General features: G+C 64.4%; 21 protein-coding genes and 1 pseudogene. 10 read left to right on the forward strand and 12 right to left on the reverse strand.

Annotated features, from left to right (window positions below; genetic code table 11):
* Positions 1–11 precede the first annotated feature (11 nt).
* From FJ428_RS23985 to FJ428_RS23995, 3 genes are all read right to left on the reverse strand, one after another.
* Complete coding sequence (locus FJ428_RS23985) at positions 12–3,344, reverse strand: helicase-related protein (protein WP_140880371.1); 3,333 nt, start codon at positions 3,342–3,344, stop codon at positions 12–14.
* A 718-nt stretch (positions 3,345–4,062) separates the two neighbouring features.
* Positions 4,063–4,788, reverse strand: a complete 726-nt coding sequence (gene phbB, locus FJ428_RS23990) for an acetoacetyl-CoA reductase (protein WP_140627981.1) — start codon at positions 4,786–4,788, stop codon at positions 4,063–4,065.
* Positions 4,789–4,907: 119 nt separating this feature from the next.
* A complete protein-coding gene (locus tag FJ428_RS23995) occupies positions 4,908–6,092 on the reverse strand; it encodes an acetyl-CoA C-acetyltransferase (RefSeq protein ID WP_140493342.1) in 1,185 nt (394 codons plus the stop codon).
* Between FJ428_RS23995 and FJ428_RS24000 the strand changes: the two genes are divergently transcribed.
* Together FJ428_RS24000 and phaR are read left to right on the forward strand one after the other, a co-directional pair.
* Positions 6,073–6,270 carry a hypothetical protein gene (locus FJ428_RS24000; RefSeq protein WP_140493345.1) on the forward strand — a complete coding sequence of 66 codons (198 nt, stop codon included), beginning with the start codon at positions 6,073–6,075 and terminating at the stop codon, positions 6,268–6,270. The genes FJ428_RS23995 and FJ428_RS24000 overlap by 20 nt on opposite strands.
* Before the next feature lie 117 nt (positions 6,271–6,387).
* Positions 6,388–6,996 (forward strand): polyhydroxyalkanoate synthesis repressor PhaR, encoded by a 609-nt coding sequence (gene phaR / locus FJ428_RS24005; RefSeq protein WP_140880372.1) that lies wholly within the window; start codon positions 6,388–6,390, stop codon positions 6,994–6,996.
* Positions 6,997–7,020: 24 nt separating this feature from the next.
* On the opposite strand, the gene FJ428_RS24010 is transcribed toward phaR, so the two are convergent.
* Positions 7,021–8,163, reverse strand: coding sequence for a citrate/2-methylcitrate synthase (locus tag FJ428_RS24010; protein ID WP_140880373.1), 1,143 nt, complete (start codon positions 8,161–8,163; stop codon positions 7,021–7,023).
* 91 nt (positions 8,164–8,254) lie between these two features.
* On the opposite strand from FJ428_RS24010, the gene FJ428_RS24015 reads away from it, so the two are divergent.
* The 5 genes from FJ428_RS24015 to FJ428_RS24035 all read left to right on the forward strand — a co-directional run bounded on the left by FJ428_RS24015 (position 8,255) and on the right by FJ428_RS24035 (position 16,145).
* Complete coding sequence (locus FJ428_RS24015; protein ID WP_140880374.1) at positions 8,255–9,343, forward strand: citrate synthase/methylcitrate synthase; 1,089 nt, start codon at positions 8,255–8,257, stop codon at positions 9,341–9,343.
* Positions 9,344–9,557: 214 nt separating this feature from the next.
* Complete coding sequence (locus FJ428_RS24020) at positions 9,558–10,688, forward strand: patatin-like phospholipase family protein (protein WP_140676708.1); 1,131 nt, start codon at positions 9,558–9,560, stop codon at positions 10,686–10,688.
* A 773-nt stretch (positions 10,689–11,461) separates the two neighbouring features.
* Positions 11,462–12,637: an efflux RND transporter periplasmic adaptor subunit gene (locus FJ428_RS24025; RefSeq protein WP_140493360.1), complete on the forward strand. Its 1,176-nt coding sequence runs from the start codon at positions 11,462–11,464 to the stop codon at positions 12,635–12,637.
* A 75-nt stretch (positions 12,638–12,712) separates the two neighbouring features.
* Complete coding sequence (locus FJ428_RS24030; protein ID WP_140493363.1) at positions 12,713–15,889, forward strand: efflux RND transporter permease subunit; 3,177 nt, start codon at positions 12,713–12,715, stop codon at positions 15,887–15,889.
* A gap of 97 nt (positions 15,890–15,986) precedes the next feature.
* Positions 15,987–16,145 (forward strand): DUF3309 family protein, encoded by a 159-nt coding sequence (locus FJ428_RS24035; protein ID WP_140493366.1) that lies wholly within the window; start codon positions 15,987–15,989, stop codon positions 16,143–16,145.
* A 56-nt stretch (positions 16,146–16,201) separates the two neighbouring features.
* On the opposite strand, the gene FJ428_RS24040 is transcribed toward FJ428_RS24035, so the two are convergent.
* Positions 16,202–17,161, reverse strand: coding sequence for an SDR family oxidoreductase (locus tag FJ428_RS24040; RefSeq protein ID WP_140880375.1), 960 nt, complete (start codon positions 17,159–17,161; stop codon positions 16,202–16,204).
* A gap of 68 nt (positions 17,162–17,229) precedes the next feature.
* On the reverse strand, positions 17,230–17,439 hold the full coding sequence (locus FJ428_RS24045) for a DUF680 domain-containing protein (RefSeq protein ID WP_140880376.1): 210 nt from the start codon (positions 17,437–17,439) through the stop codon (positions 17,230–17,232).
* A gap of 111 nt (positions 17,440–17,550) precedes the next feature.
* On the opposite strand from FJ428_RS24045, the gene FJ428_RS24050 reads away from it, so the two are divergent.
* Positions 17,551–18,465 carry a LysR family transcriptional regulator gene (locus tag FJ428_RS24050; protein WP_140880377.1) on the forward strand — a complete coding sequence of 305 codons (915 nt, stop codon included), beginning with the start codon at positions 17,551–17,553 and terminating at the stop codon, positions 18,463–18,465.
* Here FJ428_RS24050 and FJ428_RS24055 read toward each other — a convergent pair.
* The 3 genes from FJ428_RS24055 to FJ428_RS24065 all read right to left on the reverse strand — a co-directional run bounded on the left by FJ428_RS24055 (position 18,423) and on the right by FJ428_RS24065 (position 20,849).
* A complete protein-coding gene (locus FJ428_RS24055; protein WP_140880378.1) occupies positions 18,423–19,604 on the reverse strand; it encodes an MFS transporter in 1,182 nt (393 codons plus the stop codon). The genes FJ428_RS24050 and FJ428_RS24055 overlap by 43 nt on opposite strands.
* Before the next feature lie 128 nt (positions 19,605–19,732).
* Positions 19,733–20,041 (reverse strand): DUF1244 domain-containing protein, encoded by a 309-nt coding sequence (locus FJ428_RS24060; RefSeq protein ID WP_140517585.1) that lies wholly within the window; start codon positions 20,039–20,041, stop codon positions 19,733–19,735.
* 10 nt (positions 20,042–20,051) lie between these two features.
* Positions 20,052–20,849 (reverse strand): N-formylglutamate amidohydrolase, encoded by a 798-nt coding sequence (locus FJ428_RS24065; RefSeq protein WP_140880379.1) that lies wholly within the window; start codon positions 20,847–20,849, stop codon positions 20,052–20,054.
* A gap of 246 nt (positions 20,850–21,095) precedes the next feature.
* Here FJ428_RS24065 and FJ428_RS24070 point away from each other — a divergent pair, with 246 nt between their 5' ends.
* Both FJ428_RS24070 and pyk read left to right on the forward strand, forming a co-directional pair.
* Positions 21,096–21,584: a DUF1036 domain-containing protein gene (locus FJ428_RS24070; RefSeq protein ID WP_140493388.1), complete on the forward strand. Its 489-nt coding sequence runs from the start codon at positions 21,096–21,098 to the stop codon at positions 21,582–21,584.
* Positions 21,581–23,014 (forward strand): pyruvate kinase, encoded by a 1,434-nt coding sequence (gene pyk, locus FJ428_RS24075; protein WP_140493391.1) that lies wholly within the window; start codon positions 21,581–21,583, stop codon positions 23,012–23,014. Before FJ428_RS24070 ends, pyk begins: the two co-directional genes overlap by 4 nt.
* Positions 23,015–23,029: 15 nt before the next feature.
* On the opposite strand, the pseudogene FJ428_RS24080 reads toward pyk, so the two are convergent.
* From FJ428_RS24080 to FJ428_RS24090, 3 genes and pseudogenes are all read right to left on the reverse strand, one after another.
* Positions 23,030–23,491: pseudogene (locus FJ428_RS24080) on the reverse strand (hypothetical protein).
* 52 nt (positions 23,492–23,543) lie between these two features.
* Positions 23,544–24,611, reverse strand: a complete 1,068-nt coding sequence (locus FJ428_RS24085; RefSeq protein ID WP_140566914.1) for an alpha/beta hydrolase — start codon at positions 24,609–24,611, stop codon at positions 23,544–23,546.
* A gap of 113 nt (positions 24,612–24,724) precedes the next feature.
* A complete protein-coding gene (locus tag FJ428_RS24090) occupies positions 24,725–25,363 on the reverse strand; it encodes a hypothetical protein (protein ID WP_140658583.1) in 639 nt (212 codons plus the stop codon).
* Positions 25,364–25,440 lie beyond the last annotated feature (77 nt).

Raw genomic sequence — 25,440 nt, forward strand, 5'->3', positions numbered from 1 at the left:
ATCCTGTGCGGCTATTTCTTCAGCTGGTCGCGCAAAGCGGCGAGCTTGGCGAAGGGAGAGTCGGGATCGAAGCGCACCGGGCGCTCCTCGCGCGGTTTTGCCTGAAACGAGGGTTTGCCGCCTTGCGGGCCGCCCTTGCCTTCCGGCCTGCCGCCCGGCCGGCCCTCACGGCGGTCAGAACGCTCGCCCTGCGGCTTTCCCTCCCGCCGTTCCCCGCCTTCGCCTTGCGGCCTGGGCTTGAACTTCGAGCGATCGAAACGCGGCTTGCCGGCGCCATCGCGGCGCCCTTCATGGGCGGGCCGGGTGCCGGGCTGGCCGACAGCGGCATCCGCCGGGGCATCGGAGCGCGCCGCCTGGCCGTTGCGCGGCCGGGCGCGGTTCTCGTGGTGACGGTGACGAGGCCGCTGGTCGAAGCGACCCTGCCGCCACAACAGGATCGGCTTAGGCTCTTCGGCTTCCGCGGCGGGCACGCCGGCTTCATCCTGTCCCTGTTGGGGAGCGTCGGCGCTGTCACCCCCCTCGCTTCGCTCCGCGACCTCCCCCGTCGAGGGGGAGGTGAGAGCGTCGGCGCTTTCGGCGGCAGAAGTCTCAGGCACGGCTTCTGCTACAGGCGCAACCTCTTGCGTCGCTTCGGCTGGAACTTCGGGTTGTTCTTCCGCAACAGTTTCGGCCGCTTCCGCAATGGGTTCAGCAGGAATTTCGACGGCGGTCTGGGCAGTCGCAGTTTGCGGATCTTCCGCCGATGTCTCCTCAGGCGTGTCCGTCGCAGCCGCCTCCGCCGCCTTGGCCTGCTCGGCGCGCGCGGCCTCTTCCGCTGCCAGCTTGGCCGCCACGGCTTCCCGGGCGGCATTGTCCTGCGCTTCCAGCCGTGCCTTGACTTCGGCCGCCGGCTTCGGCTCGGCACGGTAGCCAAGACCTTTCAGGATTTCTTCCATGTCATCGGCCGTGGCGCCGAGAATCGACATCATCGGCGGCGTCACCATGAAAGACTGGCCGTCATAGGCGCCATCCGGACGCTGGCCGAGGCCGGGCTTCCAGTTGGTCGCCGGGCGGATCAGGTCGGCCAGCCGTTCCAGAATGTCGATGCGCACGGCGCGGCGGCCGAGATTGCGGTAGCCGGCAAGCTTGTAGAAGGCCTTGTCGAAAGCCGGATCGATGACCACCGAGGTGCGGCCCGATGCCAGCGCATGGACGACGTCGCCGAAGCCGGGCTTGTCCTTGCCGTCGTTTTTCAGCGCCCACAGCAACGTCACCAATCCCGCGGGCGCCGGCTTGATCAGCGCCGGCACGAAGACATGATAGGCGCCGAAGCGCACGCCCAGCCGGCGCAATGCCGCGCGGCCTTCCTGGTCGAGCGACTTCATCTCCTCGGCGATGTCGCGGCGATTGATAAGGCCGAAATTCTCGACCAGCTGGAAGGCGATGCCGCGGCCGATACCCGATATCTGCTCGGCACTCTTCAAATCGACCAGCGGCTTCAGCAGGGATTCGATCTGGAAATTGACGAAGCGCTCGGCACGCGCCGCGACCTTGTCACGCGCTGGGCCGGTCAGCTGTTCATCGGCCAAAAGCACCAGGCGCGGCTTCAGCGCGTCCTCGCCGGCAACAAGCGTGCCGATCGGCGCGCCGATCCAGCGCAGCGTGCCGTCGGAACCCAGCGCGATGTCGCCATTGGCGCAGGCGCCGAAGCGTTCGGCGCGTGCCTCGAACTCCGCCGCCAGCGCCTTCTGGGCGGCCGCGCGCACGGCCTTGGCGTCTTCGCCGCCAGCGCTCTGATCGGCGGTGAAACGGAACCCCTGCAACTCGCCGACATGGTGGCCTTCGACGAGGACGGTTCCGGTTGGGCTTATTTCGGCTTCAGGCATGGTATTTTCTCTAAGGCGCCGCATGAGGACGGAAGTCCTGCGGTCTACGAAGCGTTTCGTCAACCGCTCATGCAGCGCATCCGACAATCTGTCTTCGATTTCGCGCGTCTTTTCCTGCCAGTGTGCCTGATCGGCCAGCCAGCCGGGCCGGTTCGACACGAATGTCCAGGTGCGGATCTGGGCGATGCGATGCGACAGCGTATCGATGTCGCCCTCGGTGGTGTCGGCGCGGCGCACCTGCTCGGCCATGTAATTCTCGTCGACATGGCCATGCCTGGCGAGGTCCATGTAGATCGACGCAATGAGGTCGGCGTGCTGGGCCGGCGCTATCTTGCGGTAGTCGGGGAGCGCGCAGGCCTCCCACAGCAGCACGACGCGCCTTGCGTCGGTGGCGAGCGCCCTGATGTCCTCGTCACGCGACAGGTGCTCAAGCGCCTGCGCATCGACTGCCGGCAGCGCACGGGTCAGGCCCTCCACCGGGGCATTGGTCTCGATCGAGCGCTTCAGCGCGTCGAGGCTGGCGAAATTGAAACGCGCTGTGCGCCACTGCAGAACCTTCACGGGGTCGAAGTCGTGGCTTTCGATCTTCTTGACCAATTCCTCGTCCAGCGGGTCGACCTGGCCGGTGACGCCAAAGGTGCCGTCGCGCAGGTGCCGGCCGGCGCGCCCGGCGATCTGGCCAAGTTCGGCCGCCGTCAGGTTGCGATACTGATAGCCGTCGAACTTGCGGTTCTGGGCGAAGGCGACATGGTCGAGATCGAGGTTAAGGCCCATGCCGATGGCATCGGTGGCGACGAGATAGTCGACGTCGCCCGACTGAAACAGCGCCACCTGGGCGTTGCGGGTGCGGGGCGAGAGCGCGCCAAGCACGACGGCCGCACCGCCCTGCTGGCGGCGGATCAGTTCGGCGATGGCATAAACCTCGTCGGCGGAGAAGGCGACGATCGCTGTGCGCCGGGGCAAGCGGGTCAGCTTCTTCGAACCGGCATAGGCCAGATGTGACAGCCGCGGCCGCGTCACCACCGAGACGCCTTTCAACAGGCGCTGCAAGATGCCGTGCATGGTGGCGGCGCCGAGCAGCAGCGTCTCCTGGCGGCCGCGCAGATGCAGGATGCGGTCGGTGAAGATATGGCCGCGCTCGAGGTCCCCGGCAAGCTGCACCTCGTCGATGGCGACGAAGGCGGCATCGGTCTCGCGCGGCATGGCTTCGACGGTACAGACCGAATATCTGGCGCCTGGCGGCTGGATCTTCTCCTCGCCGGTGATGAGCGCCACCTTGTGGGCACCGACCTTTTCGCAGACGCGGGTATAGACCTCTCGCGCCAAGAGCCTGAGCGGCAGGCCGATGATGCCGCTTTCATGCGCCACCATGCGCTCGATGGCGAGATGGGTCTTGCCTGTGTTGGTCGGCCCAAGCACGGCAGTCACGTCGCGACCCGATAGGATCAGCGGCTCGGTGGGTTTCGGATGGATGTTCATCGGCTCGGAAATAAGGCTTTCTGGCCTCTCATTGTCGGGAGCACGCCTCGGGTGGCGCGTATGACAGGCGACACATAGGGATTTCAGGCGCGAAGCGAAAGCGGAATGTTCCGCTGGCGGCTCGAAGCCGCCTTCGTCAAGCTTCGGTTCGGCTGCTGATTAAGGGTTGGAACGAGTCTGGAACGAATCGGCGACGAATCGCTGACTCGCCCGGATTCATGTTTTGTTCACGGCTAGATGTGGAGTTGTGGCTGATGATTCTCACCACATGCTGAATCACGGAATTGGCCCGTTTCATGCTAGGCGAGAGCCGCCGTTAACTTTCGCTGGCAAAGCCGTGTGGCAGCCCGCCTTGCTTCATCCAAGCTTATGAAATTGTTGAACTTTCTTAATAGAAATTAACAGTTTGACAGGCGATTGCGACTGCTCTCGTTAACATTGCGGCCAAACATGGAACGAAAGGGCGACGAATCGGCGATGTCGGGATTTTCCCTGTTTGTTCACGACAAGATGTAGTGTTGCGCACAGGTTTTCCACCGACAATGCACAGCTTGTCCAGGTAGTTTTGCACAATACCCGCTGCCGCCATTAACCTTTGCGTGCCGGATTGGAACAGCAGACCGACAGCCGTCATCGGACGGCGTCACGGACATCCGAAGCGGATGGCGAACGAGCCCCCTTTCAATCGGCACCGGGAAGCCGGCAGCCCGGCGAGACCTCAGGCGAAGTACTGGCCGCCATTGGCGGTGATGGTCGATCCCGTGATGAAGCCGGCGTCCTCGGAGGCGAGGAAGACGACGCAGCGCGCGATCTCCTCCGGCTCGCCGAGGCGCCCGACCGGGATTTGCGGGATGATGCGTTCGTTGAGCACCTTCTCGTCGATCGCCCGGACCATTTCGGTGGCGATATAGCCTGGGCAGATGATGTTGACGGTGATGCCCGCGCGGGCTCCTTCCTGGGCCAGAGCCTTCGAGAAACCGATGTCGCCGGCCTTGGCCGCGGAGTAGTTGACCTGGCCGGCCTGGCCCTTCTGGCCATTGATGGAGGAGATGGTGATGACGCGGCCGAACTTGCGGTCGCGCATGCCGCTCCACAGCGGATGCGTCATGTTGAAAACGCCGGAGAGATTGGTGTCGATGACCTCCTTCCACTGCTCACGCGTCAGCTTGTGGAACATTGCGTCGCGCGTGATGCCGGCATTGTTGACCAGCACCGCGACCGGGCCCAGATCGGCCTCGACCTGCTTGATGCCGGCGGCGCAGGCGTCGTAGTCGGCGACCGACCATTTGTAGGTCTTGATGCCGGTTGTGGCCGTGAACTTGCTCGCCGCCTCATCATTGCCGGCGTAGTTGGCGGCAACCGAATAGCCGGCTTCCTTCAGCGCCATCGATATTGCCGCGCCGATGCCGCGCGATCCGCCCGTGACGATTGCAACCTTGGTCATGCGCTCCCTCCCTTTGGTTGGGAGAGTGAACAGGGAGTAGCGAATGACGAGTAGGGATCAGATATCCCATTGCGCCGACGCCGTTCTTCCCTATTCGCTACTCCCCATTCACTTCTCTTTTAGAGCGCTTCGACACACATGGCGACGCCCATGCCGCCGCCGATGCACAGGGTGGAGAGACCCTTCTTGGCACCTCTTCGGCGCATCTCGTGGACCAGCGTGTTGAAAATGCGCGCGCCAGAGGCGCCGATCGGATGACCGATGGCGATGGCGCCGCCATTGACGTTGACGATCGAGGGATCCCAGCCCATGTCCTTGTTGACCGCGCAGGCCTGCGCGGCGAAAGCCTCGTTGGCCTCGATCAGGTCGAGATCGCCGACCGACCAGCCGGCCTTTTCCAGCGCTTTTCGCGAGGCGGGAATCGGACCGGTGCCCATGATCGCCGGGTCAACGCCCGCGGTCGCCCAGGAGACGATGCGCGCCAGCGGGGTGATGCCCCGCCTGGCAGCTTCCGCTTCGCTCATCAAAAGCGCGCCGGCGGCGCCGTCGTTGATGCCGGAGGCATTGGCGGCGGTCACAGTGCCGTCCTTGTCGAAGGCCGGCTTCAGTTTGGTCATGGCATCCAGCGTCGCGCCATGGCGGATGTATTCGTCCTGGTCGACAATTGTATCGCCCTTCTTGCCCTTGATGGTGAAGGCGACGATCTCGTCCTTGAACCGGCCGGCCTTCTGCGCGGCCTCGGCCTTGTTCTGCGAGGCCAGCGCGAACTGGTCCTGGTCCTCGCGGGTGATCTGGAACTGGCGGGCGACGTTCTCGGCCGTGTTGCCCATGTGATAGCCATTAAAGGCATCCCACAGTCCATCCTTGATCATGGTGTCGATCATCTTGTAGTCGCCCATCTTGACGCCAGCGCGCAGATGCTGGGCGTGCGGCGACATCGACATCGATTCCTGGCCGCCGGCGACAACCACCTTGGCATCGCCGGTGGCGATCTGCTGCATGCCGAGCGCGATGGCGCGCAGGCCCGAGCCGCACACCTGGTTGAGGCCCCAGGCGGTGGTCTCCCTGGGCAGCCCGGCGAGGATCGAAGCCTGGCGGGCGGGGTTCTGCCCTTGGGCCGCGGTCAGCACCTGGCCAAGAATGACCTCGTCGACTTCGGCCGCCTCGACGCCGGCGCGCGACAACAATTCCCTTACGACGACGGCGCCAAGCTCGTGAGCCGGGGTGGCGGCGAAAGCGCCGTTGAAGGAACCGACCGGTGTGCGCGCCGCGCTGGCGACGACGATGGCATTGGAAGCGGGCATTCTGTTCTCCAAACTTCAAGCTGATGTTCTGTCATTGAAGACTTTTCTTGCCCTTTCCCAACCCCGAGTCAAACCGGAAATCGGCAGGGCACCCATGCGTCGCAAGCAAGCTGCGCATGGCCGCGACATCAAGCTGTCCGCTGCTGCGCAGCATATTTCACCGGCCATGCAGCGATAATTAATCCCGCACTGCACAAACTGCTTGGAATTGTGACGCTTTTGCGCATATCCTTTGAACGGGCGCAATCGTTACCGGCGGCTTACTCAGGCGCGCCGGTGTCCGGGGAGGATGCAGATGGCTGCGAAAGACGATCCGATCGTCATCAAGAAATATGCCAATCGCCGGCTCTACAACACCGGCACCAGCACCTATGTGACGCTCGAGGACCTGGCCGAAATGGTCAAGAAGGGCGAAGAGTTCACGGTGCAGGACGCCAAGACCGGCGACGACATCACGCATCCGGTTCTGACCCAGATCATCTTCGAATTGGAGAACAAGGACGGGCAGAACATGCTGCCGATCCCGTTCCTGCGCCAGTTGATCGCCTTCTACGGCGACCAGATGCAGATGATCGTGCCGAGCTTCCTCGAACAGTCGATGATCGCCTTCTCCAAGGAACAGGAGCGCTTCCGCGAGCAGATGAAGGGCGCCATCGGCAAGTCACCACTCGACATGATGAAGATGGCCACGCCGATCAAGGCGCTGGAGGAGCAGACGCGCCGCAACATGGAAATGTTCCAGAATGCCATGCGGCTGTTCACGCCTTTCCCGCCGGCAGGCTCGGCACCTGCGGCGACCCCCGCCGAACCGGCCAGGAAGGAAACGCCGGAAAAACCCGACGATCTGCAGCAGTTGAAGGACCAGATCGCGGCCATGCAGCGCAAGCTCGACACCATGTCGTGAGCGCGCAGCGCTTTTCTTCCGATCCTACGGCAATAATCCCTCATAGCGACCGCGCGGCCTGATGCTGCCGCCGCTCATTGCCTGTTCGACCATGTGGGCGGCCCAGCCAACGCTGCGCCCAAGCGCGAACAGCTGGAACGGCGCATCGCGCGGCAGGTCGAGGCTGCGCGTCAGAACGGCCAGGGCAAAGTCGACGTTCGGGCGGGCGCCGGTCGCGGCAATGGCGGCGATTTTCAGCGATCGCAATGTTCTGTCGGTGTTGTCGATGGCCGTCAAAAGCGCCGTGGCGCGGGGATCGCCTTCGGGATAGAGCGGATGGCCGAACGCTGGCAAAGGCCTGTCATGGCCGAGCCAGCGCCGGATCGCCGCATCGGCGCCGTGCCGCGCCGCATCGTCCGCGAGTTGCATCACCGCCTCGCCGGCGCCACCGTGCCGCGGACCGGAAAGTGTCGCCAGACCCGCGAGCAGGCAGGCGGCGGGCGAGGCTCCGGTCGAGGCCGCGACGCGCGCCGCGAAGGTCGATGCGTTGAGTTCGTGATCGGCAAGCAGCACAAGGGCGCGCCGGATAGCCTGCGCCCCGCCTTCATCCACCGACCAGCCTCGCGCCAACCGCATGTGCACCGGATCTGATCCCGCCGAGGCGCCAAGAGCGCCGGCCAGCACGCCGATCGCGCGCGCGGCGTCGGCGCACAGCGAGGCGGCGCCGCGCCCTAGTGAAGGCCGCGCCTGGCCGGCGAGCATGGCAAGTTGCATGAAGGCTGGGGCTCGGCCGAGTTGTTGGGATTGATCCGAGGCCGGAGCCTCGAAACTCACCGGCTCAGGCAGGGTCCACAGCACGGCGGCGGTCTCTTCGAGCGTGGCATGTTCGGACAGCGCAACGGCGTCGCGGCCCCGATAGACAAGGTGGCCGTGCGAAACGGTCGAGATCGAGGTGACGAGCGAGGGTTCGCCCCAGGCGATGGCGCTTTCGGCGATGGCCGATGGGCTGCGTCCGCGCTCTCTTCGCATCATCAGGGCCGCGATATCGTCGGCGCGATATTGGCTGCGGCGTGGATCGGCAATGTCCCGGCGCATGCCGATGCGCCCGCGACTGACATAGGCGTAGAGCGTCTGCGGCCGCACCTTGAGCCGTTCCAGTGCCTCGTCCCGCGACAGCCATTCGGACATGTCGGTCCCATATTGATTATGTTGATCAAGATTGATGCGCGTGTTGCCCATCCTTATCCTTAGTGTCGGAAAAGCTCAAGGAGACAAAGCCATGGCGAACGGGCTCGATGATGTGGTGGCGGCGGAAACGGTGCTGTCCGACGTGGATGGGCTGGGCGGCCGCTTGACGATCCGGGGGTACTCCCTGCCGGAACTGGCCGGGCGATGGAACTATCCGCAGGTCGTTCGCCTGCTTCTCGACGGCTTCTTCTACGACCTTCCCGGAGACGCGGAACTGGCCGCGAGACTGGGCCAGGCGCGCGTCGAGGTGTTCGACCGGCTCTTGTCTTGCCTGCCCCTGCTGGCGCCGCTCGACGTCTATAGCGCCATGCGCGCCGGCATGGCGCTGCTGCCGGACGGCGAGACGCTGACGGACGCGCTTCGGCTGATCGCGGCGCCCGCCGTGCTGACGCCGGCGCTCTTGCGCCTGCGGCGCGGCGAGCAGCCGGTCGCGCCGGATGGGAAGGCCGATCATGCCGCCGATATGCTGAGGATGCTCGACGGTTCCGTGCCGACGCCGGTTCTGGCAAAGGCACTCGACACTTACCTCGTGACCGTCTGCGACCACGGCCTCAATGCCTCGACCTTCGCCACGCGCATCGTCGCTTCGACGCAGGCCGGGCTGACATCGTCGGTGCTGGCTGGCCTCGGGGCGCTCAAGGGCCCACTGCATGGCGGCGCGCCCGGCCCTGTCATCGAGATGCTCGACGCCATCCAGGCGCATGGCGACGCCGCCGGCTGGCTGCGCGGCGAGATCGCGCGTGGTGAACGCATCATGGGCTTCGGCCACCGCATCTACCGCGTGCGCGATCCGCGCGCCGATGTGCTGAAGGCGGTGGTGCGGCAGCTCGGCGGCGAGGGCGAGACCGGTCGCCGGCTGGCCTTCGCCGAGACAGTCGAACAGACGGCGCTCGATGTGCTTCGGATTGCCAAGCCGCAGCGCTCGCTGCAGACCAATGTCGAGTTCTACACCGCGCTGGTGCTGGAAGCGGCGGGTTTTCCCAGCCAAGCCTTCAGCAATGTCTTCGCGGCCGGGCGCGTCGCCGGTTGGGTCGCGCATGCGCGCGAGCAGCAGACGACGGGACGGCTGATCCGGCCGCTGTCGCGCTATGTCGGACCGATGCCGGACCTCGTCGCCTGAGCATCAAACCTGTTTGGAAGATACACCGCGCCCTCCGCCACAAGGCGGAGGGTGTTTCCGCATGATCGAAATTTCATGCGATCACGCGACCGTGCTCGTGTTCTTGCCTTGGTGTGTCCTTATATGCTGCACTGCAACATAGGTCTGCCGTGACGGTGACGCCCCGATTCCCGGGCGCGCGCAATAAGTCAGGCACCGGATCGACAGGAACGCCATGACGAAGAACGGCGAGGCGGAGGAAAAGAAGAAGATCAACATCGCGCTTCAGGGCGGCGGTTCCCACGGGGCTTTTTCCTGGGGCGTGCTCGACCGGCTTCTGGAGGATGGCCGGCTGGAGATCGCAGCGGTGTCCGGCACAAGCGCGGGCGCGATGAACGCGGTGGCGCTGGCCGACGGCTTCGTTCGCGGCGGCGTCGAAGGCGCGCGCAAGAAGCTCGACGACTTCTGGCATGCGGTGGCGGCGAAGGGCCGGTTCAGCCCGGTGCAGCGCATGCCGTGGGACGTCGCCTGGGGCAATTGGTCGATCGAGAACACGCCGGGTTATGTCTTCTTCGACACCATGTCGCGCGTGTTCTCGCCCTATGTCGCCAACCCGCTCGGCCTCAATCCGCTGCGCGACGTGGTCGCGCAGGGGATCGATTTCGACAATGTACGCGCCTGCAAGTCGATGGAACTGTTCATCTCGGCCACCAATGTCGAGACAGGGCAGTTGCGGGTGTTTTCCGATGGCGAGATCGACCTCGACACAGTGATGGCCTCGGCCTGCCTGCCGCAACTGTTCCGCGCCGTCGAGATCAAGGGCGTGCCCTATTGGGATGGCGGTTATGGCGGCAATCCGGCGCTCTATCCGTTCTTCAAGACGGCTGCCACCGAGGACGTGCTTTTGGTGCAGATCAATCCGGTCGTGCGCGAGGGAACGCCCAAAAGCGCCAATGAGATCCAGAACCGCATCGACGAGATCACCTTCAACGCCGGGCTGCTGCGCGAATTCCGTTCGATCGCCTTCGTCAAGGAACTGATCGCCGCCGGCCGCCTGCCGCGGGGCGAGTACCGGGACATCCGCATGCACCGCATCGACGCCGATGAGGCCTTCAAGGACCTGTCGGCATCATCGAAGGTCAATGCCGAATGGGCATTCCTGGCCTATCTGCGCGATCTTGGCCGCACCGCCGCCAGCGACTGGCTGGAGGAGAACTACGATGCCGTCGGCAAGCGGCCGACGCTCGACCTCTCCGGCGAGCTCGACGACGGCTTCAAGCCGGTGCGGGGTCCGGCACCTGGCCGACGGGTGAAGGAATTCCTGGCCGCGCGCAAGAACCCCGAAGCGGAGCGTCGCCGGGCCTGAACCCGCATCCGTCACACGGGCGTGATCTGCCGCGCGGTGCCAGCAAGTTCCTTCCGGCGCCAGCAACAACCATCGCGTGTGAGGCGCGCATCATCATGCTGACGCCTGCTGCCAGTGTCGTGCGGGCGCCGCTGTTGGGCGCCATCCCTCGACCGTATCCGGAACGGTGACTGGCGGGCGAGGAATACTGCCACGAACAGCACCAGCAGGCGTTTTGTTCGAGGCTATATCATGTCTCAAGCCTAGACGGCGGAACGCGATGGAGCAGACGCATCGAGGCGACCCGTCCTCGCTCCTGGAGCATCCGGCTTGACCAGGGAACGACGATCTGGATCAGAGTTGAACGGTCCGTTCTTCAAGCAATTCCAGTGTGTTGCGTGAAATGTCGCACGCCGGGATGGTCCGTCAGGCCGAGGTTATCATCGTGCTCGAAACCCGCGTGGGGTTGAAAATCGCCTCGCGCCGGCGTCGTGCCTCCGAGAGCAGACGCAGGCCCGGCGGCACCGGGCCTTCAACGGCCGATCATCGGTCGCCAACGAGCCCCGCTAAAGCCGCACCCTAGTTGGGCAAAAAAATGCTTCGCGACGGCTATACTCTGTCCAGCTTCGCAATGCTGCTGCAACTTTCCGACTATATTGCGTTGCAAACTTGATGTAGAAGCGCGCTTCGCCGATCACGGCAATTTGAACACGGCCTGGCGCGCACCCATATCGGCGACGCGCTCCTCGAGGAGGACGCAGTCCCGGCCAAACCCCGCAGTGGAAAAAACGACGATGCCGAAAATCAGGTTTCACAAGCTTGCTGCCATTGTTGTGCTCATCGGTTTCGCCGCCTGGATGGCGACGGGCGAGTTTTCATCCGTTGGCAGTGCCGCCGCCGACGCCCAGAGGGCGGCAGAGGCCGAAAAGGCCAAGACGCCGGAGGCCGGCAAGCCGAACACGGCGCAAGCCGAGCCGAAAGCCGCGCCGCGCACCGTCGCGGTGGTGACGCCGCCGCGCAAGACCTATGCGCGCGCTATCCGCATTTCGGGGTTGACCGAGGCCGACAAGCGGGCGGTGCTAGCAACGCGCGTCGCCGGTGTCATCGACAAACTGCCGGTCAGCCAAGGCCAGCACGTCAAGACGGGCGATCTGGTTCTGATGCTGGCGGCCGAAGAGAAAATCTCGAATGTCGACAACGCCAAGCAGTTGCTGGCGCAACGCAAGGCCGAGCTCGACGCCGCCGAACGGCTGGCCAAGACCGGCAATCTGCCGAAGCTGCAGCTCGACACGGCGCGCTCGAATTTGACCTCGGCGCAATCGATGCTGGAGACCGCGCAGGCTGAGCTCGACCGCAACGAGGTCAAGGCGCCGTTCGACGGCGTCATCGACAGGGTGCCGGTGGAACTCGGCAGCTCGGTCATGCAAGGCGGCGAGGTGGCGACCATCCTCAAGCTCGATCCGGTGATCGCCCGCGGCGAAATCAGCGAACGCGACCTGCGCTATATCAAGATCGGCGAAGAGGCCAATGTGCGCCTGGTCAACGACCAGAAGGTCACCGGCACCGTGCGGTATATCAGCCGCGACGCCTCCTCCCAGACCCGCACCTTCCGTGTCGAAGTGGCGATCCCAAATGCGGATGGCAGCATCCCCGCCGGCATGACGGCCGAGATCACGCTCAGCGCCGAGCCGACCGACGCGGTTCTGCTGCCGCGTTCGGTGGTGACGCTGGGTGACAAGGGTGATCTCGGCATCCGCGCCGTCGGCAGCGACGACAAGGTGGCCTTCTACCCGATCGACCTGGTGGACGACACGCCGAACGGTCTCGTGCTCGGCGGAATTCCGAAAGATGCGCGCATCATTGTCGCCGGCCAGGAACTGGTGAAGGAAGGCGATATCGTCAAGCCCGTCGAGGCCGACCAGGCGACCATCAACAAGCTGATCGGCGAAGCCACCGCCGGTACGCAGTAGCGCAAAGCCCGGCGTCGGGATCTCCGGCGCCTCCCGCCAGTTCGCCGCTTCCGAAGAAACAGCAGGCATCAAGTCATGGATATCGTCAGACTCGCAATCCACAACGCCCGCCTCACAATATCCGCCCTGCTGTTCCTGCTGGCGGCGGGCTGGGTCGCCTATCAGTCGACGCCCAAGGAAGCGGAACCCGACGTTCCGATCCCGATGATGTATATCAGCCTGATCTACCAGGGCATTTCGCCGGAGGATTCGGAACGCCTTCTCCTGCGGCCGATGGAAAGCAAGCTGAAGAGCCTGAAGGGCCTCAAGGAGATGCGCTCGGCCGCCTTCCAGGGCGGCGGCTACGTGCTTGTCGAGTTCCAGCCGCAGACCAATCTGGCCACGGCGCTCCAGGACACGCGCAGCAAGGTGCAGGATGCCAAGGCCGACCTGCCGCAGGCGGCCGAGGAGCCGACGGTCAACGAGGTCAACGTTTCCGAGTTTCCGGTCCTCGTCGTCACTCTGTCGGGCGACGTGCCGGAGCGCGTGCTGACGGCGGCTGCGCGCGAACTGCGCGACCGTATCGAAGAGGTACCGGGCGTGCTGGAAGGCTCGCTGCAGGGCGCGCGCGACGATCTGGTCGAAGTGGTCATCGATCCGGTGAAGCTGTCCTCCTACGGGCTGCAGCTCGACCAGCTGATGCAAGGCGTCGGCGCCTCCAACAGCCTGGTCGCCGCCGGCAATCTCGAAGGCTCGGAAGGCAAATACGCGGTCAAGGTGCCGTCGCTGATCGAGACGCCCGAGGACGTGGCCAACCTGCCGGTCGTCGCCACACCCAACGCCGTGGTGCAGGCCAAGGACATCGCCACCATACGCTCGACCTTCAAGGACGCCGAGACGGTCACTCGCCTCGACGGCAAGCCGGCCATCGCCATCGAGGTGAAGAAGCGCATCGGCGCCAACCTGATCGACACGCTGAACCATGTCAGGGAGGTGTCCGACACCTTCATCAAGACGATGCCCGAAGGCATGCATGTCACCTACACGCAGGACAAGTCGGTCTTCGTCAACCAGCTCTTGGGTGACCTACAGAACCACGTCATGATCGCCGTGATCCTGGTGTTCATCGTCATTCTCTACGCGCTGTCGGGCCGCGCCTCGCTGCTCATCGGGCTGGCCATACCATCGTCCTTCCTGATCGGCATATTGCTGCTTGCCATGATGGGCTACACGATCAACATGATCGTGCTGTTCAGCCTCATCCTGGCTGTCGGCATGCTGGTCGACGACGCCATCATCGTCACCGAGTTCGCCGAGCGGCGCATGAGCGAAGGCATGCCGAAGGCGGATGCCTTCGCGCTCGCCGCCAAGCGCATGGCCGGCCCGGTCATCGCGGCGACGATGACGCGCATCGCCGCGTTCTCGCCGCTGCTGTTCTGGCCCGGCATCATCGGCGACTTCATGAAATACATGCCGATCACGCTGATCGTCACGCTGTCGGCCTCGATGCTCTATGCGCTGGTGTTCGCGCCGACGCTGGGCGCGATCTTCGCCAAGGCGCCGAAGCATCACGAGGACGACAACCGCGACGGCTGGTACATGGCCATCGTCAAGCAGGCGGTGCGCTTCCCGATCACCGTCCTGGTGCTCACCGTGGCGCTGCTGTTCGGCGTCGGCTACGCCTATTCGAAATACGGCGCCGGCGTCGAGTTCTTCCCCAGCGTCGAGCCGGACTACGGCCTGCTCTACGTGCATGCGCGCGGCAATCTTTCGCTGGCCGAGATGGATGCCGCCACCAGGACGGCGGAGAACAGGCTGCTCGGCTGGCCGGGCGTGAAATCGGTCTATACACGCGCCGGCAAGACTCAGGGCGGCGGCCAGGACATTCCCGAGGACGTCGTCGGCGTGATCCAGTACGAATTCGTCGACTGGCGCGAGCGCAAGTCCGCCAACCAGATCCTCAGCGACCTGCGCGGCGTCATGGCCGGCATTCCCGGCGTCGATGTCGAGGTGCGCGTGCCGGAGGCCGGCCCGCCGACCGGCAAGCCGATCCAGATCAGGCTTTCGGCCGCCGATCCCAAGGGGCTCGACGACAAGGCGCGCGCGGTGGCGGCGCGGATCGCCAAGGTGCCCAACGTCATCGACATTTCGGACGGCCTGCCGCCGCCCGGCGTCGACTGGGCGCTCGAGGTCGACCGCGCCAAGGCCGCCCAATACGGCATCAGCCCGACCTCGGTCGGCACCGTGGTGCAGCTGGTGACCAACGGCTTGAAGCTGTCGGAATACCGGCCGGCGGGCGCCGACGATGCCGTCGACATCCGCCTGCGCCTTCCGGAAGACCGGCGCACGCTGTCGACGCTCGACGAACTCAGGGTGCAGACGTCGCAAGGATCGGTGCCGATCTCGAATTTCGTCGTGCGCAAGCCCGAGCCGACGGTCGGCATCCTCAACCGCATCGACGGCGCGCGCACCGTGGTGGTGCAGGCCAATGTCGCCGCCGGCGCGCAGGTCGCCGCCGTACAGGAGCAGGTGACCAAGGCGGTCTCGGACATGGACCTCGGCAGCGGCATACGCTGGAAGCTCGCCGGCTCCAACGAGGACAGCGCGGAAGCGAGCGCCTTCCTCAGCAAGGCCTTCGGCGCGGCGATCTTCCTGATCTTCCTGGTGCTGCTGGCGCAGTTCAACAAGTTCACCAGCGTCTGGCTGGTGCTGTCCTGCGTGGTCATGGCAACGATCGGCGTGTTCCTGGGCCTGCTTCTGACAGGCGAGGCGTTCGGCATCGTCATGTCGGGCATCGGCGTCATCGCGCTGGCCGGCGTGGTGGTCAACAACAACATCGTGCTGATCGACACCTATGACCGGCTGCGCGAGGAGGGTTGGGACAAGATGGAAGCTGTGCTGCAGACCTGCCGCGAGCGTGCTCGCCCTGTGGTGCTGACGGCGGTTTCGGCTATCCTCGGCGTGCTGCCGATCGCCTTCGGCCTCGGTCTCGAGATCTTCCATCATGAGACGACGATCAACGCGCCTTCGACGCAGTGGTGGATTTCGCTGTCGTCGGCGATCGTGTTCGGCCTGTCCTTCGCCACCGTGCTGACGCTGGTGGTGACGCCGTCGATGCTGATGGTGTTCACCCGCGCCAAGGTCAAGCCCGGCGCGCGGCGAGGGTGGTTCAGCCGGCTGTTGCGACGCGGCAAGCGAGAGATCTCGCCGCAGGAGCCAGCGGCCGATGGCGACGCCGAGCCGGCAGTCGCCTTCCCGAAGGCCGCCGAATAGAGCGGTTTCGCAAGGCAGGTCAAAAGGCCGCCCGGGAACTACCGGGCGGCCTTTTGCATTGTTCCCTCGGATTCAACCAGACGGCGAGGGCTCTAAAATGACGATCAGCACGATTCTCATCATCATCCTGATCCTGATCCTGATCGGCGCGGTGCCGGCATGGCCGCATTCGCGCTCCTGGGGCTACGGGCCGTCGGGCATCGTCGGCGTCGTCCTCGTCGTGGTGCTTATCCTGCTTCTGATGGGCCGGATCTGACTGGCAACGATTTGCGGCCGAGCCCGCCGTTCCCGTCTTTTCGGCACGCTCGGCAATCACGCTGCTTGGTGCCAGGCCGGCGCGACGGCGACGCCGATATCCTGCAAGGCTTCGTGCACCGCCTGGTCCAGAGGGGTGTGCGGGATTTCACCGATGATCTCGTTCAGTCGCGCCGAGGCCAGCCGGTGCGCCTCGAAACGCAGATAGGACATCGAGACGATCTCGCGCCACATCGCCACGAACGGGCTGCCGGCGCGCAGCACCCACCAGGGCATGAAGCTTAGTTTAAGCTTGCGTCCGAGCGCCTTTTCGGCGGCCGTCTTGATCTCGATGTCGGTGACGGCATGGCCCGGAAAATTCAGCGCCTCGTAAGAGCCGAGCTTGTCGAGATTGCGCGCCAGTGCGACGAAACCGACAGCGAAATCCGGCAGATAGGCCCATTCATGCACCAGATCGGCCGGGCCGGGCGCAGTGTAGATGCCCTTGCTCATCTTGGCGGCGACGACGAGGTCGAACCAGGAGCCGTTGCCGGTGCCGCCGAAGAAATCGCCGGCGCGCAGAATGATCGTGCGCACCCGACCCGCCTCAGCTTCACGGCGGAACAGCTCCTCCATGGCGCAGCGGATCCGCCCTTTCTCGGTCGTCGGATGGAACGGCGTGTCTTCCGTGATCACCGCCGGCATCGGCGAGCCATAATTGTAGACGGTGCCGGGGAAGAGATGCAGCGTGCCGTTGGCTCGGCAGGCGGTCATGACATTCTCGGCCATCGGCAGGCACTTGCCCCAGTCGGTGTAGATCGGGTTCAGGCCGTTGAAAATGATGTCGACGCCCTGCGTCGCGCGGATCAGAGACTCGCGGTCCAGCGCATCGCCGGCGACGGCCGTCGCGCCTGCAAGCTCAGCCGGCACCTTGCCGGTGCGGGTGATGGCGCGGACATCATAGCCCACGTCGATGAAGGCCTTGGCGACCACGCGGCCGAGCCGGCCATTGGCGCCGAGGATTGCAATCTTGGTCATTCTTCGTCTCCTGTTTGCTGTGAAGCGACGGGACAAGCCCACCGGCTTGGGGATATCTCGGCGTCTGTTCAGCGGTTGCCGAAGAGGTCGCGGTTGCTGCCCTGGACGACCGGCTTCCGGATGGTCGCATTCGACTTCTCGATCGATGTGGTGATCGTCTTGTCTTTGCTGGCGACAGGCGTCTGGCTGGCATTGTTCGAGCCGAACTTGTCGCTGCTTGCGAAAGCGGCGCCGGCGGCGATGAGGAGGGCAGCGGCGGTGAGTGCGATCCTGGTCATTTGAGTTACTCCTGATTGGTTTGGTGCGTATCGATGTTTGCAGGCCGAATATGATTGCCTCACCAATGAATTGAAATTGACCATGCGTGCAGTTCTGATAGTCAGTTTTGAATGACGGATATCGACTGGAGCCTGATCAAAAGCTTCGTCACGGTCGCTGAGACCGGCAGCCTGTCGGCCGCGGCGAGAAAGCTGTCGGCAAGTCAGCCGACGCTTGGCCGCCACATCTCGGAACTAGAACAGGCGCTCGGCGTCATCCTTTTCCGGCGCGGGCGAAGCGGCTACGCGCTGACGGAAGCCGGGGCCACTCTGTTAGAGCGCGGCAAGGCGGTGAGCGAGCAGGCGAGCGCTTTTTCACGGCTGGCGCTGGGTTCGGTCGAAGCGATCGAAGGGACGGTGCGCATCGCCGCCAGCGAGGTGGTGGCGGCCTATGTGCTGCCCGACATGATGGCGCGGCTCGGCATCGAGGAGCCCGGCATCGAGGTCGAGATCGTCGCTTCCAACCAGGTCGAGAACCTGCTGCGCCGGGATGCCGACATCGCCATCCGCATGGTCAAGCCGACACAGAACGAGTTGGTGGCGCGCAAGGTCTGCGATATCGCGCTCTGCGCCTGTGCTTCCCTAGCCTATCTCGACCGGTGCGGCCGCCCGCGCGAGCCGGCCGACCTGCTCGACCACGCGCTGATCGGCTTCGACCGGAGCGACGAGATGATCCGAGGCTTTACGCATTTCGGCATATCGGTCACGCGGAACAGTTTTCGCTTCCGGGCCGACAACCAGATCGTGCTTTGGGAGGCGGTGCGGGCGGGAATCGGCATCGGCCTCGGCCAGGAGCCGCTGGCCAAGCGGGACCCCCTGGTGGAGGATGTGCTGCCGGGCCTGCCGCTGCCCAAGCTGCCGGTGTGGCTGGCCATGCATCGCGACGTGCGCACCAGCGTGCGCATCCGACGCGTGGCGGATTTCCTTCACGAGGAACTGAAACGCTATTCGGCCGGCGCCGCGTCGGGAGCGAATTCGGCGCGATGAGCCAATCCGGCCATCAGCAGGACGACGATCAGCAGACCCGACATGGCGATGAAGATCGGGCCGAAGCTGGAATGCTCGGCGACGAAGCCGATCGCCGAGGGCGCCACGAGGATGCCGGAATAGCCCATGGTGGTGACGACGCTCATGCCGGTGCCCGATGACATGCCTTCCTGGTTGCCGCCGGCCGAAAAGATGATCGGCACCATATTGGCGATGCCGAAGCCGCACAGAGCGAAGGCGGAGATGGCAAGCCAGGGTGAGGGCGACAGGCCTGCGATCAGCATGCCGGCGGCAGCGATGATCGCCGAACCGCGCAACGTCGTCACGGCCCCGAAACGATTGCGCACGCCGTCGCCGAAGAAACGCATGATCGCCATGACACCGGAAAAGGCGGCGTAGGCGAGACCGGCAATGGCGAGATCGGCGCCGAGTTCCTGCCTGAGATAAAGCGCTGCCCAGTCGAGTACGGCGCCTTCGGAGACCATCGTCAGCAGCGCCATCAGGCCGACGAAGTAGACCAGCGGGTTTCCCGGCAAGGTGAATTTATGATGCTCCGCAGCCTGCGGCCTGCCCTCGGCGACGATATAGGGCACCGCCGCCGCGATCGCCGCTAAGGCAAGCGCCGTCACCACCGCGGCGTGGGCGAGGTGGCCGTAATTCTGGATGGCAAAGCCGCCAAGGGCACCGCCGGCGAAACCGCCGAGGCTCCAGAAGCCATGCGAGGAGGACATGATCGCGCGCGACAGCCGCCGCTCGACCACCACCGCATTGGCGTTCATGGCGACATCCATGCCGCCGATGGAGCCGCCAAAGATGAACATGGCGACGGCAGCCAGCGGCACGTTGGGCGCCAGCGCCACGACCAGCAGACCGAGGCTGCCGCAGAGGCCAAACCAGCGCAGCACGGTGCGCGAGCCGTGTTTCGAAATCAGGTGACCGCACCAGGTCATGGCGGTGACGGCGCCGGCGCCGAACAGCAGGATCAAAAGCCCCAGAGTGAACTTGGAAATGTCCAGGCGGGTCAGGAACACCGGGATCTGCGGCGCCCAGCTGCCGGTCAGGAAGCCGTTGACGAGGAAGATGGCCGCCACGGCCCAGCGGCCGCGAATGGCGGTCTGCATTGCATTCGACGCGTTCATAGGCGAATCCGGTCAGAAAGTGGCTTTGCGCGGCAAATTAGATCGATTCAATTTTCAGTCAAGCGCTGCGCTCGGGAAGCATTTGGGCCAAACGAACGCCTAGGGTAATCGAGGACGTGAGAGACCACCTAGTGGTCTCTGGGTCGCCTGGCCTCGAATTCGGCCTTCTTGGCGTCGGAGGCTTCGGTCTGGTGCAGCGCCTGCCATTGCGCGTAAGGCATGCCGTAGACGATCTCGCGCGACTGGTCCTTGCTGAGATCGACGCCTTCGGCTTCCGCGGCCTCGCGATACCAGTTCGACAGGCAGTTGCGGCAGAAGCCGGCGAGATTCATCAAATCGATGTTCTGCACGTCGCCGCGCTCACGCAAATGCGCCACCAGCCTGCGAAAGGCGGCGGCCTCGAAGTCACGTTTCTGTTCGTCGCTGAGTTCGGTCATCGAAACCTCCTCATAACGGCCCGGTGCGTGAGCCGAACATCTTCACTTGGTGTATATCGGGACGGCGATCGATCGCGTCAACGATCGGCGCCAGACGCTCAGCCCACGAAAGCGCATCCCCGTCGGTCGCGATCAGGTCCTGGCGGATTTCGATCAGCGCGTGGGCATAGCCGTTGACGATGGCGTGCCTGAACATGGTGTCGCCCCGCAGCGCGCCGTCATAGGGCTCGTTGTCGCCGACAACGAGGTTTTTGTCAGCGGCCAACATGTCGATCAGCGGCCGCGCCACGCGGTCGTCGCGGTCCCACAGTACGCCGACATGCCACGGCCGCTGCCTGCCCTGCATGACCGGCGTGAAGGAATGCACGGAGAAGATGAAGGGTGCCTTGCCGGAAGCCTGCGCGACCGAGGCGATCATGGCGCCGACGGCGTCGTGATAGGGCCGGTAGAAGCGGTCAAGCCGCCTTTCGCGCTCCTCCGGGGCGAGTGGATAGTTTCCCGTCACGACGGTGCCGTCATAGAGCTGACGGATCAGCGTTGGATCATCCTCACCACGATTGGGATCGATCAGCAGCCGCGAAAAATTGGCGAGCACCGCTGGCACATCGAGCAAGGCAGCGAGTTCGCGCGTCACCGCCTCGACGCCGATGTCATAGGCGATGTGACGGTCGAATGCGGCCGCCGGCAGGCCAAGGCTGCCATAGTCTTCAGGCAGGTCGCGGCGGGCATGGTCGGCCAACAGCACCACGCCCCGCTTGCGGTCGCCCTCGACGACATCGAAAGGCGCGAAAACTGTGGATCGGGTCATTGGCGGGAAATGGTCTGTTCGCTGGCTTCCGGGGAGGATGCTATCGTCTTTCCACGAAGACGACGCGGGCGCAATGCCGTTGTTTGGCCAAGGTTTCCGCTGAAATCTGGCAAGGGGCGACGGATCGCGCGCCGGGAGCCTTCTTAAATCGATTGGAATTGGACAAAACGGCGCGTTGACATGCGCCCGGACTTTTCCGAAAAGGGGCGCAGAGAGATGCTGATGTGGTTCTTGAGGGGTTTCAGGATGAGTTCCGCCGGCGGGCGGCGCGTGCGCTTCGCCTTCGCCATGCCGCTCCTGACGCTCGCCGTGGGTTTGTCCGCGATGGTTGCGGCCTCGCCCGCCCGCGCTGATTTCCGCGTCTGCAACGCGACGCAAAACCTGGTCGGCGTCGGCATCGGCTATCGTGCCAAGGCCGGCTGGATCACCGAGGGCTGGTGGCACATCGAAGGATCGAGTTGCAAGACGCTGATCGAAGGGCCGCTGTCATCAAGGTTTTACTATCTTTATGCAGAAGACGCCGAACGCGGCGGACGCTGGGACGGCCCGATCAACATGTGCGTGGCTGAAAAAGAGTTCAAGATCGCCGGCGTCACCGATTGCGTCGCCCGGGGCTTCCAGCGCGCCGGATTCCAGGAATACGACACGGGCGAGCAGGCAAGCTGGATGGTCCAGCTAACCGACGACCCCGCAACGGGAGGCGCGCCAGCCGCCCCGGGAACAAACAGTCAATGAGACGCAGCCGCAAGGTCAAGATCCTAGCCACCATCGGTCCGGCCTCCTCTTCCGAGGAAATGCTGAAGAAGCTGTTCGAAGCGGGCGCCGATGTGTTCCGCATCAACATGAGCCATACCGATCACGAGTTGATGCGCACGCTGGTCGGACGCATCCGCGCCGTCGAGGAGACGGTCGGAAGGCCGATCGGCATCCTTGCCGACCTGCAAGGACCCAAGCTGCGCGTCGGCAAGTTCGCCAACGGCAAGGAGGTGCTGACCGTCGGCCAGACCTTCACGCTCGACGACAATCCCGAGCCCGGCACCGCGGCCAGGGTCTATCTGCCGCATCCCGAAATCCTGAGTTCGGTCGAGGCCGGTCACCGGCTGCTGATCGACGACGGAAAGCTGGAGCTGAAAGCGGTGAAGGCCAATGGCAAGGCGATCGTCTGCACCGTCGTTGCCGGCACCACGATTTCCGACAGAAAGGGCGTCAGCCTGCCCGATACCGACCTGCCGGTCGGCGCGCTGACCGAGAAGGACCGCAGGGATCTCGACGCGGTGCTCGCCACCGGCGTCGACTGGATAGCGCTGTCCTTCGTGCAGCGGCCGGAGGACCTGGCCGAAGCGCGCAAGATCGCACGCGGCCGGGCGCTGATCATGGCCAAGATCGAGAAGCCGCAGGCGGTTGCCCGTCTGGCCGAAATCATTGAACTCTCAGACGCGCTGATGGTCGCGCGCGGCGATCTCGGCGTCGAGATGCCGCTGGAAGCCGTGCCCGGGATCCAGAAGCAGATCACGCGCGCAGCGCGCCGCGCCGGCAAGCCGGTGGTGGTCGCCACGCAGATGCTGGAATCGATGATCACCGCGCCCGTGCCGACCCGCGCGGAAGTCTCCGACGTTTCGATCGCCGTCTTCGAAGGCGCCGACGCCATCATGCTTTCGGCCGAATCGGCCGCGGGCGCCTATCCGGTGGAAGCGGTGGCGATGATGAACCGCATCGCCACCAAGGTGGAAACCGATCCGACCTATGCAGGCATCATCAACGCCCAGCGTTCCGAGCCTGAAGCAACCGGCGCCGATGCGATCTCGCTGGCGGCCCGCGAAATCGCCGAGACGCTGAAACTGTCGGCGATCATCACCTACACGGCTTCCGGCACCACGGGCCTGCGCGCCGCGCGCGAGCGCCCGCAGGTGCCGATCGTGGCCCTGTCGCCGATCGTCAACACGGCGCGGCGGCTGTCGCTGCTGTGGGGCACGCACTGCGTCGTCTCCCCCGATGCCACCGATCTCGACGACATGGTCGATCGCGCCTGCCGCATCGCGCTTGAAGAGGAATTCGGCAAGCCCGGCGACCGCGTCATCATCACCGCCGGCGTGCCGCTAAGGACGCCCGGTTCGACCAATATGCTGCGCATCGCCTATGTCGGTTCGGACTTGGGCACCCGATAAGCCCGCCCCAGGGCTTCACCGCGTTGCGATCTTGAGAGCTCTTGTTGCCGCTGCGGCGTGGTCAATGCGCTGAAGGAAGCGACGCGCGGGGTATGGGATCTTGCAGATGTTGATCCGGTCCCCGCATCTTTCGCCGATTAAGTTCGGCAGTGTCGAGCAGATCGAAATCGACCTTTTCCAGCGTGCAGTGCCAGTCGGCGCTGTGCGAACCCATCCTCGTTTGTGGTGTTCCAGAAGCCGTTCGCGGCTGGAATAGCCATGGTAGTCGAAGGCGATCACGCCGTTGGTCACATAGATATGGTTTCCGTAATGGTTCCCGCTTGGAATGATCCGCTCGCCGTAAAATCCGTCCAGGGGAGGATAACTAAGAAAGACGCCCGCAAGGATGGGGCAGGCGCCGTAACCGAAGAAGATGCGATCCGGCAGCGCCCAGAATTTTTCGGGATTTTTCTTTATGCCGTGTTTCAGGACGTACATGCCGCTCTGGCCCCGATACCGTTTTTCGACGACCGTTTTCGGAAGACGCACATCAGGTCGGCGCCAACTCCGCTTCGGGTTCCTTGAGGTCGGCGCATTTGCCGACGCCATAGGCATCGCCGGCGATCCGCGCTTCCACCGCCCTTGCCATCGCCTCCAGATCCACGCTCCTGCCGGCGGCCTTCTCGATGGCGCCAACGACCAGATCAGACGCGATCCAGTCCGGCTTGTGGCCGAGATTGCGCACCCAGACCAGTTCGGCGCTGGCAATGTTGCGCTCGAGGCCGACCGAATGGATATGGGCGTAGACGACCTTGTCTCGATCGCCCGAGATGACCACGGTCGGCGCCTTGATCTCGGCGTAGCGCGGCGCGGCCCCAAGCGCATAGCGGTAGAGGCCGGCGACATCGCTGGCATTTGCGCGGAAGGCCGACGGTCTCAGCACCAGCGGGATCGCGGCCTTGGCGACATAATTGTCCGGCACTTTGTTGGGCGAGAAGACGCAGGTCGTAGCGTCGGCGATCCGCAGCATTCCTGCCGGATAGCTCAGCGTTTCGGAGAACAGCCGGCCGATCACCGGAATGGTGGTCAGGTCGTAGTACCAGGCGGTTGCGCCGCCGGGCCACGGATGGGTTGCCGGTGCCAGGAATACCAGCCCGAGCGTCTTGTCGGCATGCTCGCGGCCGAAGGCGGTCGTCACCGCGCCACCGAAGGAATGGCCGACGATGATAGCCTGCTTCATACCGAGATGGTCCATCAGCGCGGCGACGGTGTCGGCCTGCGACCACGGATCCTCGTTGTTGCCGGGCCCGCGTCCCGACCAACCGAATCCCGGCCGGTCGAAGAACAGCAATTCGGCGCGCCCTTCAAGCAACGGCCTGAGCGGCAGCATCTGATCCCTGAGATTGGCGCTGGCGCCGTGGATGAAGACAACAGGCGGCAGGTCGGCCTTGGCGGGGCCAGGAACGTGGACATAGTGGATGCGCGCGCCATCGATGTCGACGAATTCGCCGACGGCCGGGTTGCGGCGCTCGATCAGCCAGGAGCCGACGCGGGTGATGCCGACAAAGCCAAAGACAAGCGCCAGAAGGAAGGCAAAGGCGGCATAGAGCAGGTTCATGTGGGATATACGAGGGGGAATAGGGGAATAGGGGAATAGGGGAATAGGGGGAGTATTTCCGGGCGATCTCTTTCCTACTGCCTTACTGCCTTATTCCCCTACTGCCTTAAATATCAAATGCCTTCGCCGGCGAGTTCTTCCGAAAGCGTACCGACTTGATCCTGGGCGCTGCGCAGCATCGGATAGATGGCAAGGACCTTCTGCCAGGCCTCGAGCGCCGATTGCTTGCGTCCGGTCACGGTCATGATCTGCGCCAAGCCCGACAGCGCGCCGAAATGGCGGGGTTCGAGTTGCAGCGTATGGTCGATGTCGGACATCGACTTGCCGTAGTTCTTCATCATGAAATGCACCGTGGCGCGCCGGTTCCAGCCCTCGGCATAGGCCGGCTGCAAGGTGACCACCTGGTCGAGGAAATCGAGCGCGACGTCGAATTTCTGGTTCTCGATCGCCTTCTGCGACCATTGCATCATCAGGTCGATCGAGGCGCTGCCCGACTGGGACCATTCGCTCCAGATGATGCCGGCGATACGCTCTGCCGCCTTTTCGTTGCGCTCGCGCTTGAGATCGGCAAACAGCTTGTCGAGCCGGGCCTCCCTGTTCATTGCGGGAGGCGGGGCTTGCGGCACTGGCTGGGCATCCGGAGGCGCCGGCTCCGGGGCCGCTTGCACAGCGGCCCGGTCATCGGCCCGAGCCGGCAACGAGACGGCGCTGCAAAAAAGAAGGACCGTCAAAAATGCAAAAAGAATCCGCATCGCCCGAATCTAGTCCCGGGCGGCGGAACGTCAAACTGATTTTAGCGTGAACGGCCGGCGGACCCGACGATAAACAC

It is taken from the genome of Mesorhizobium sp. B2-8-1 (assembly GCF_006440955.1).
GTDB lineage: Bacteria > Pseudomonadota > Alphaproteobacteria > Rhizobiales > Rhizobiaceae > Mesorhizobium.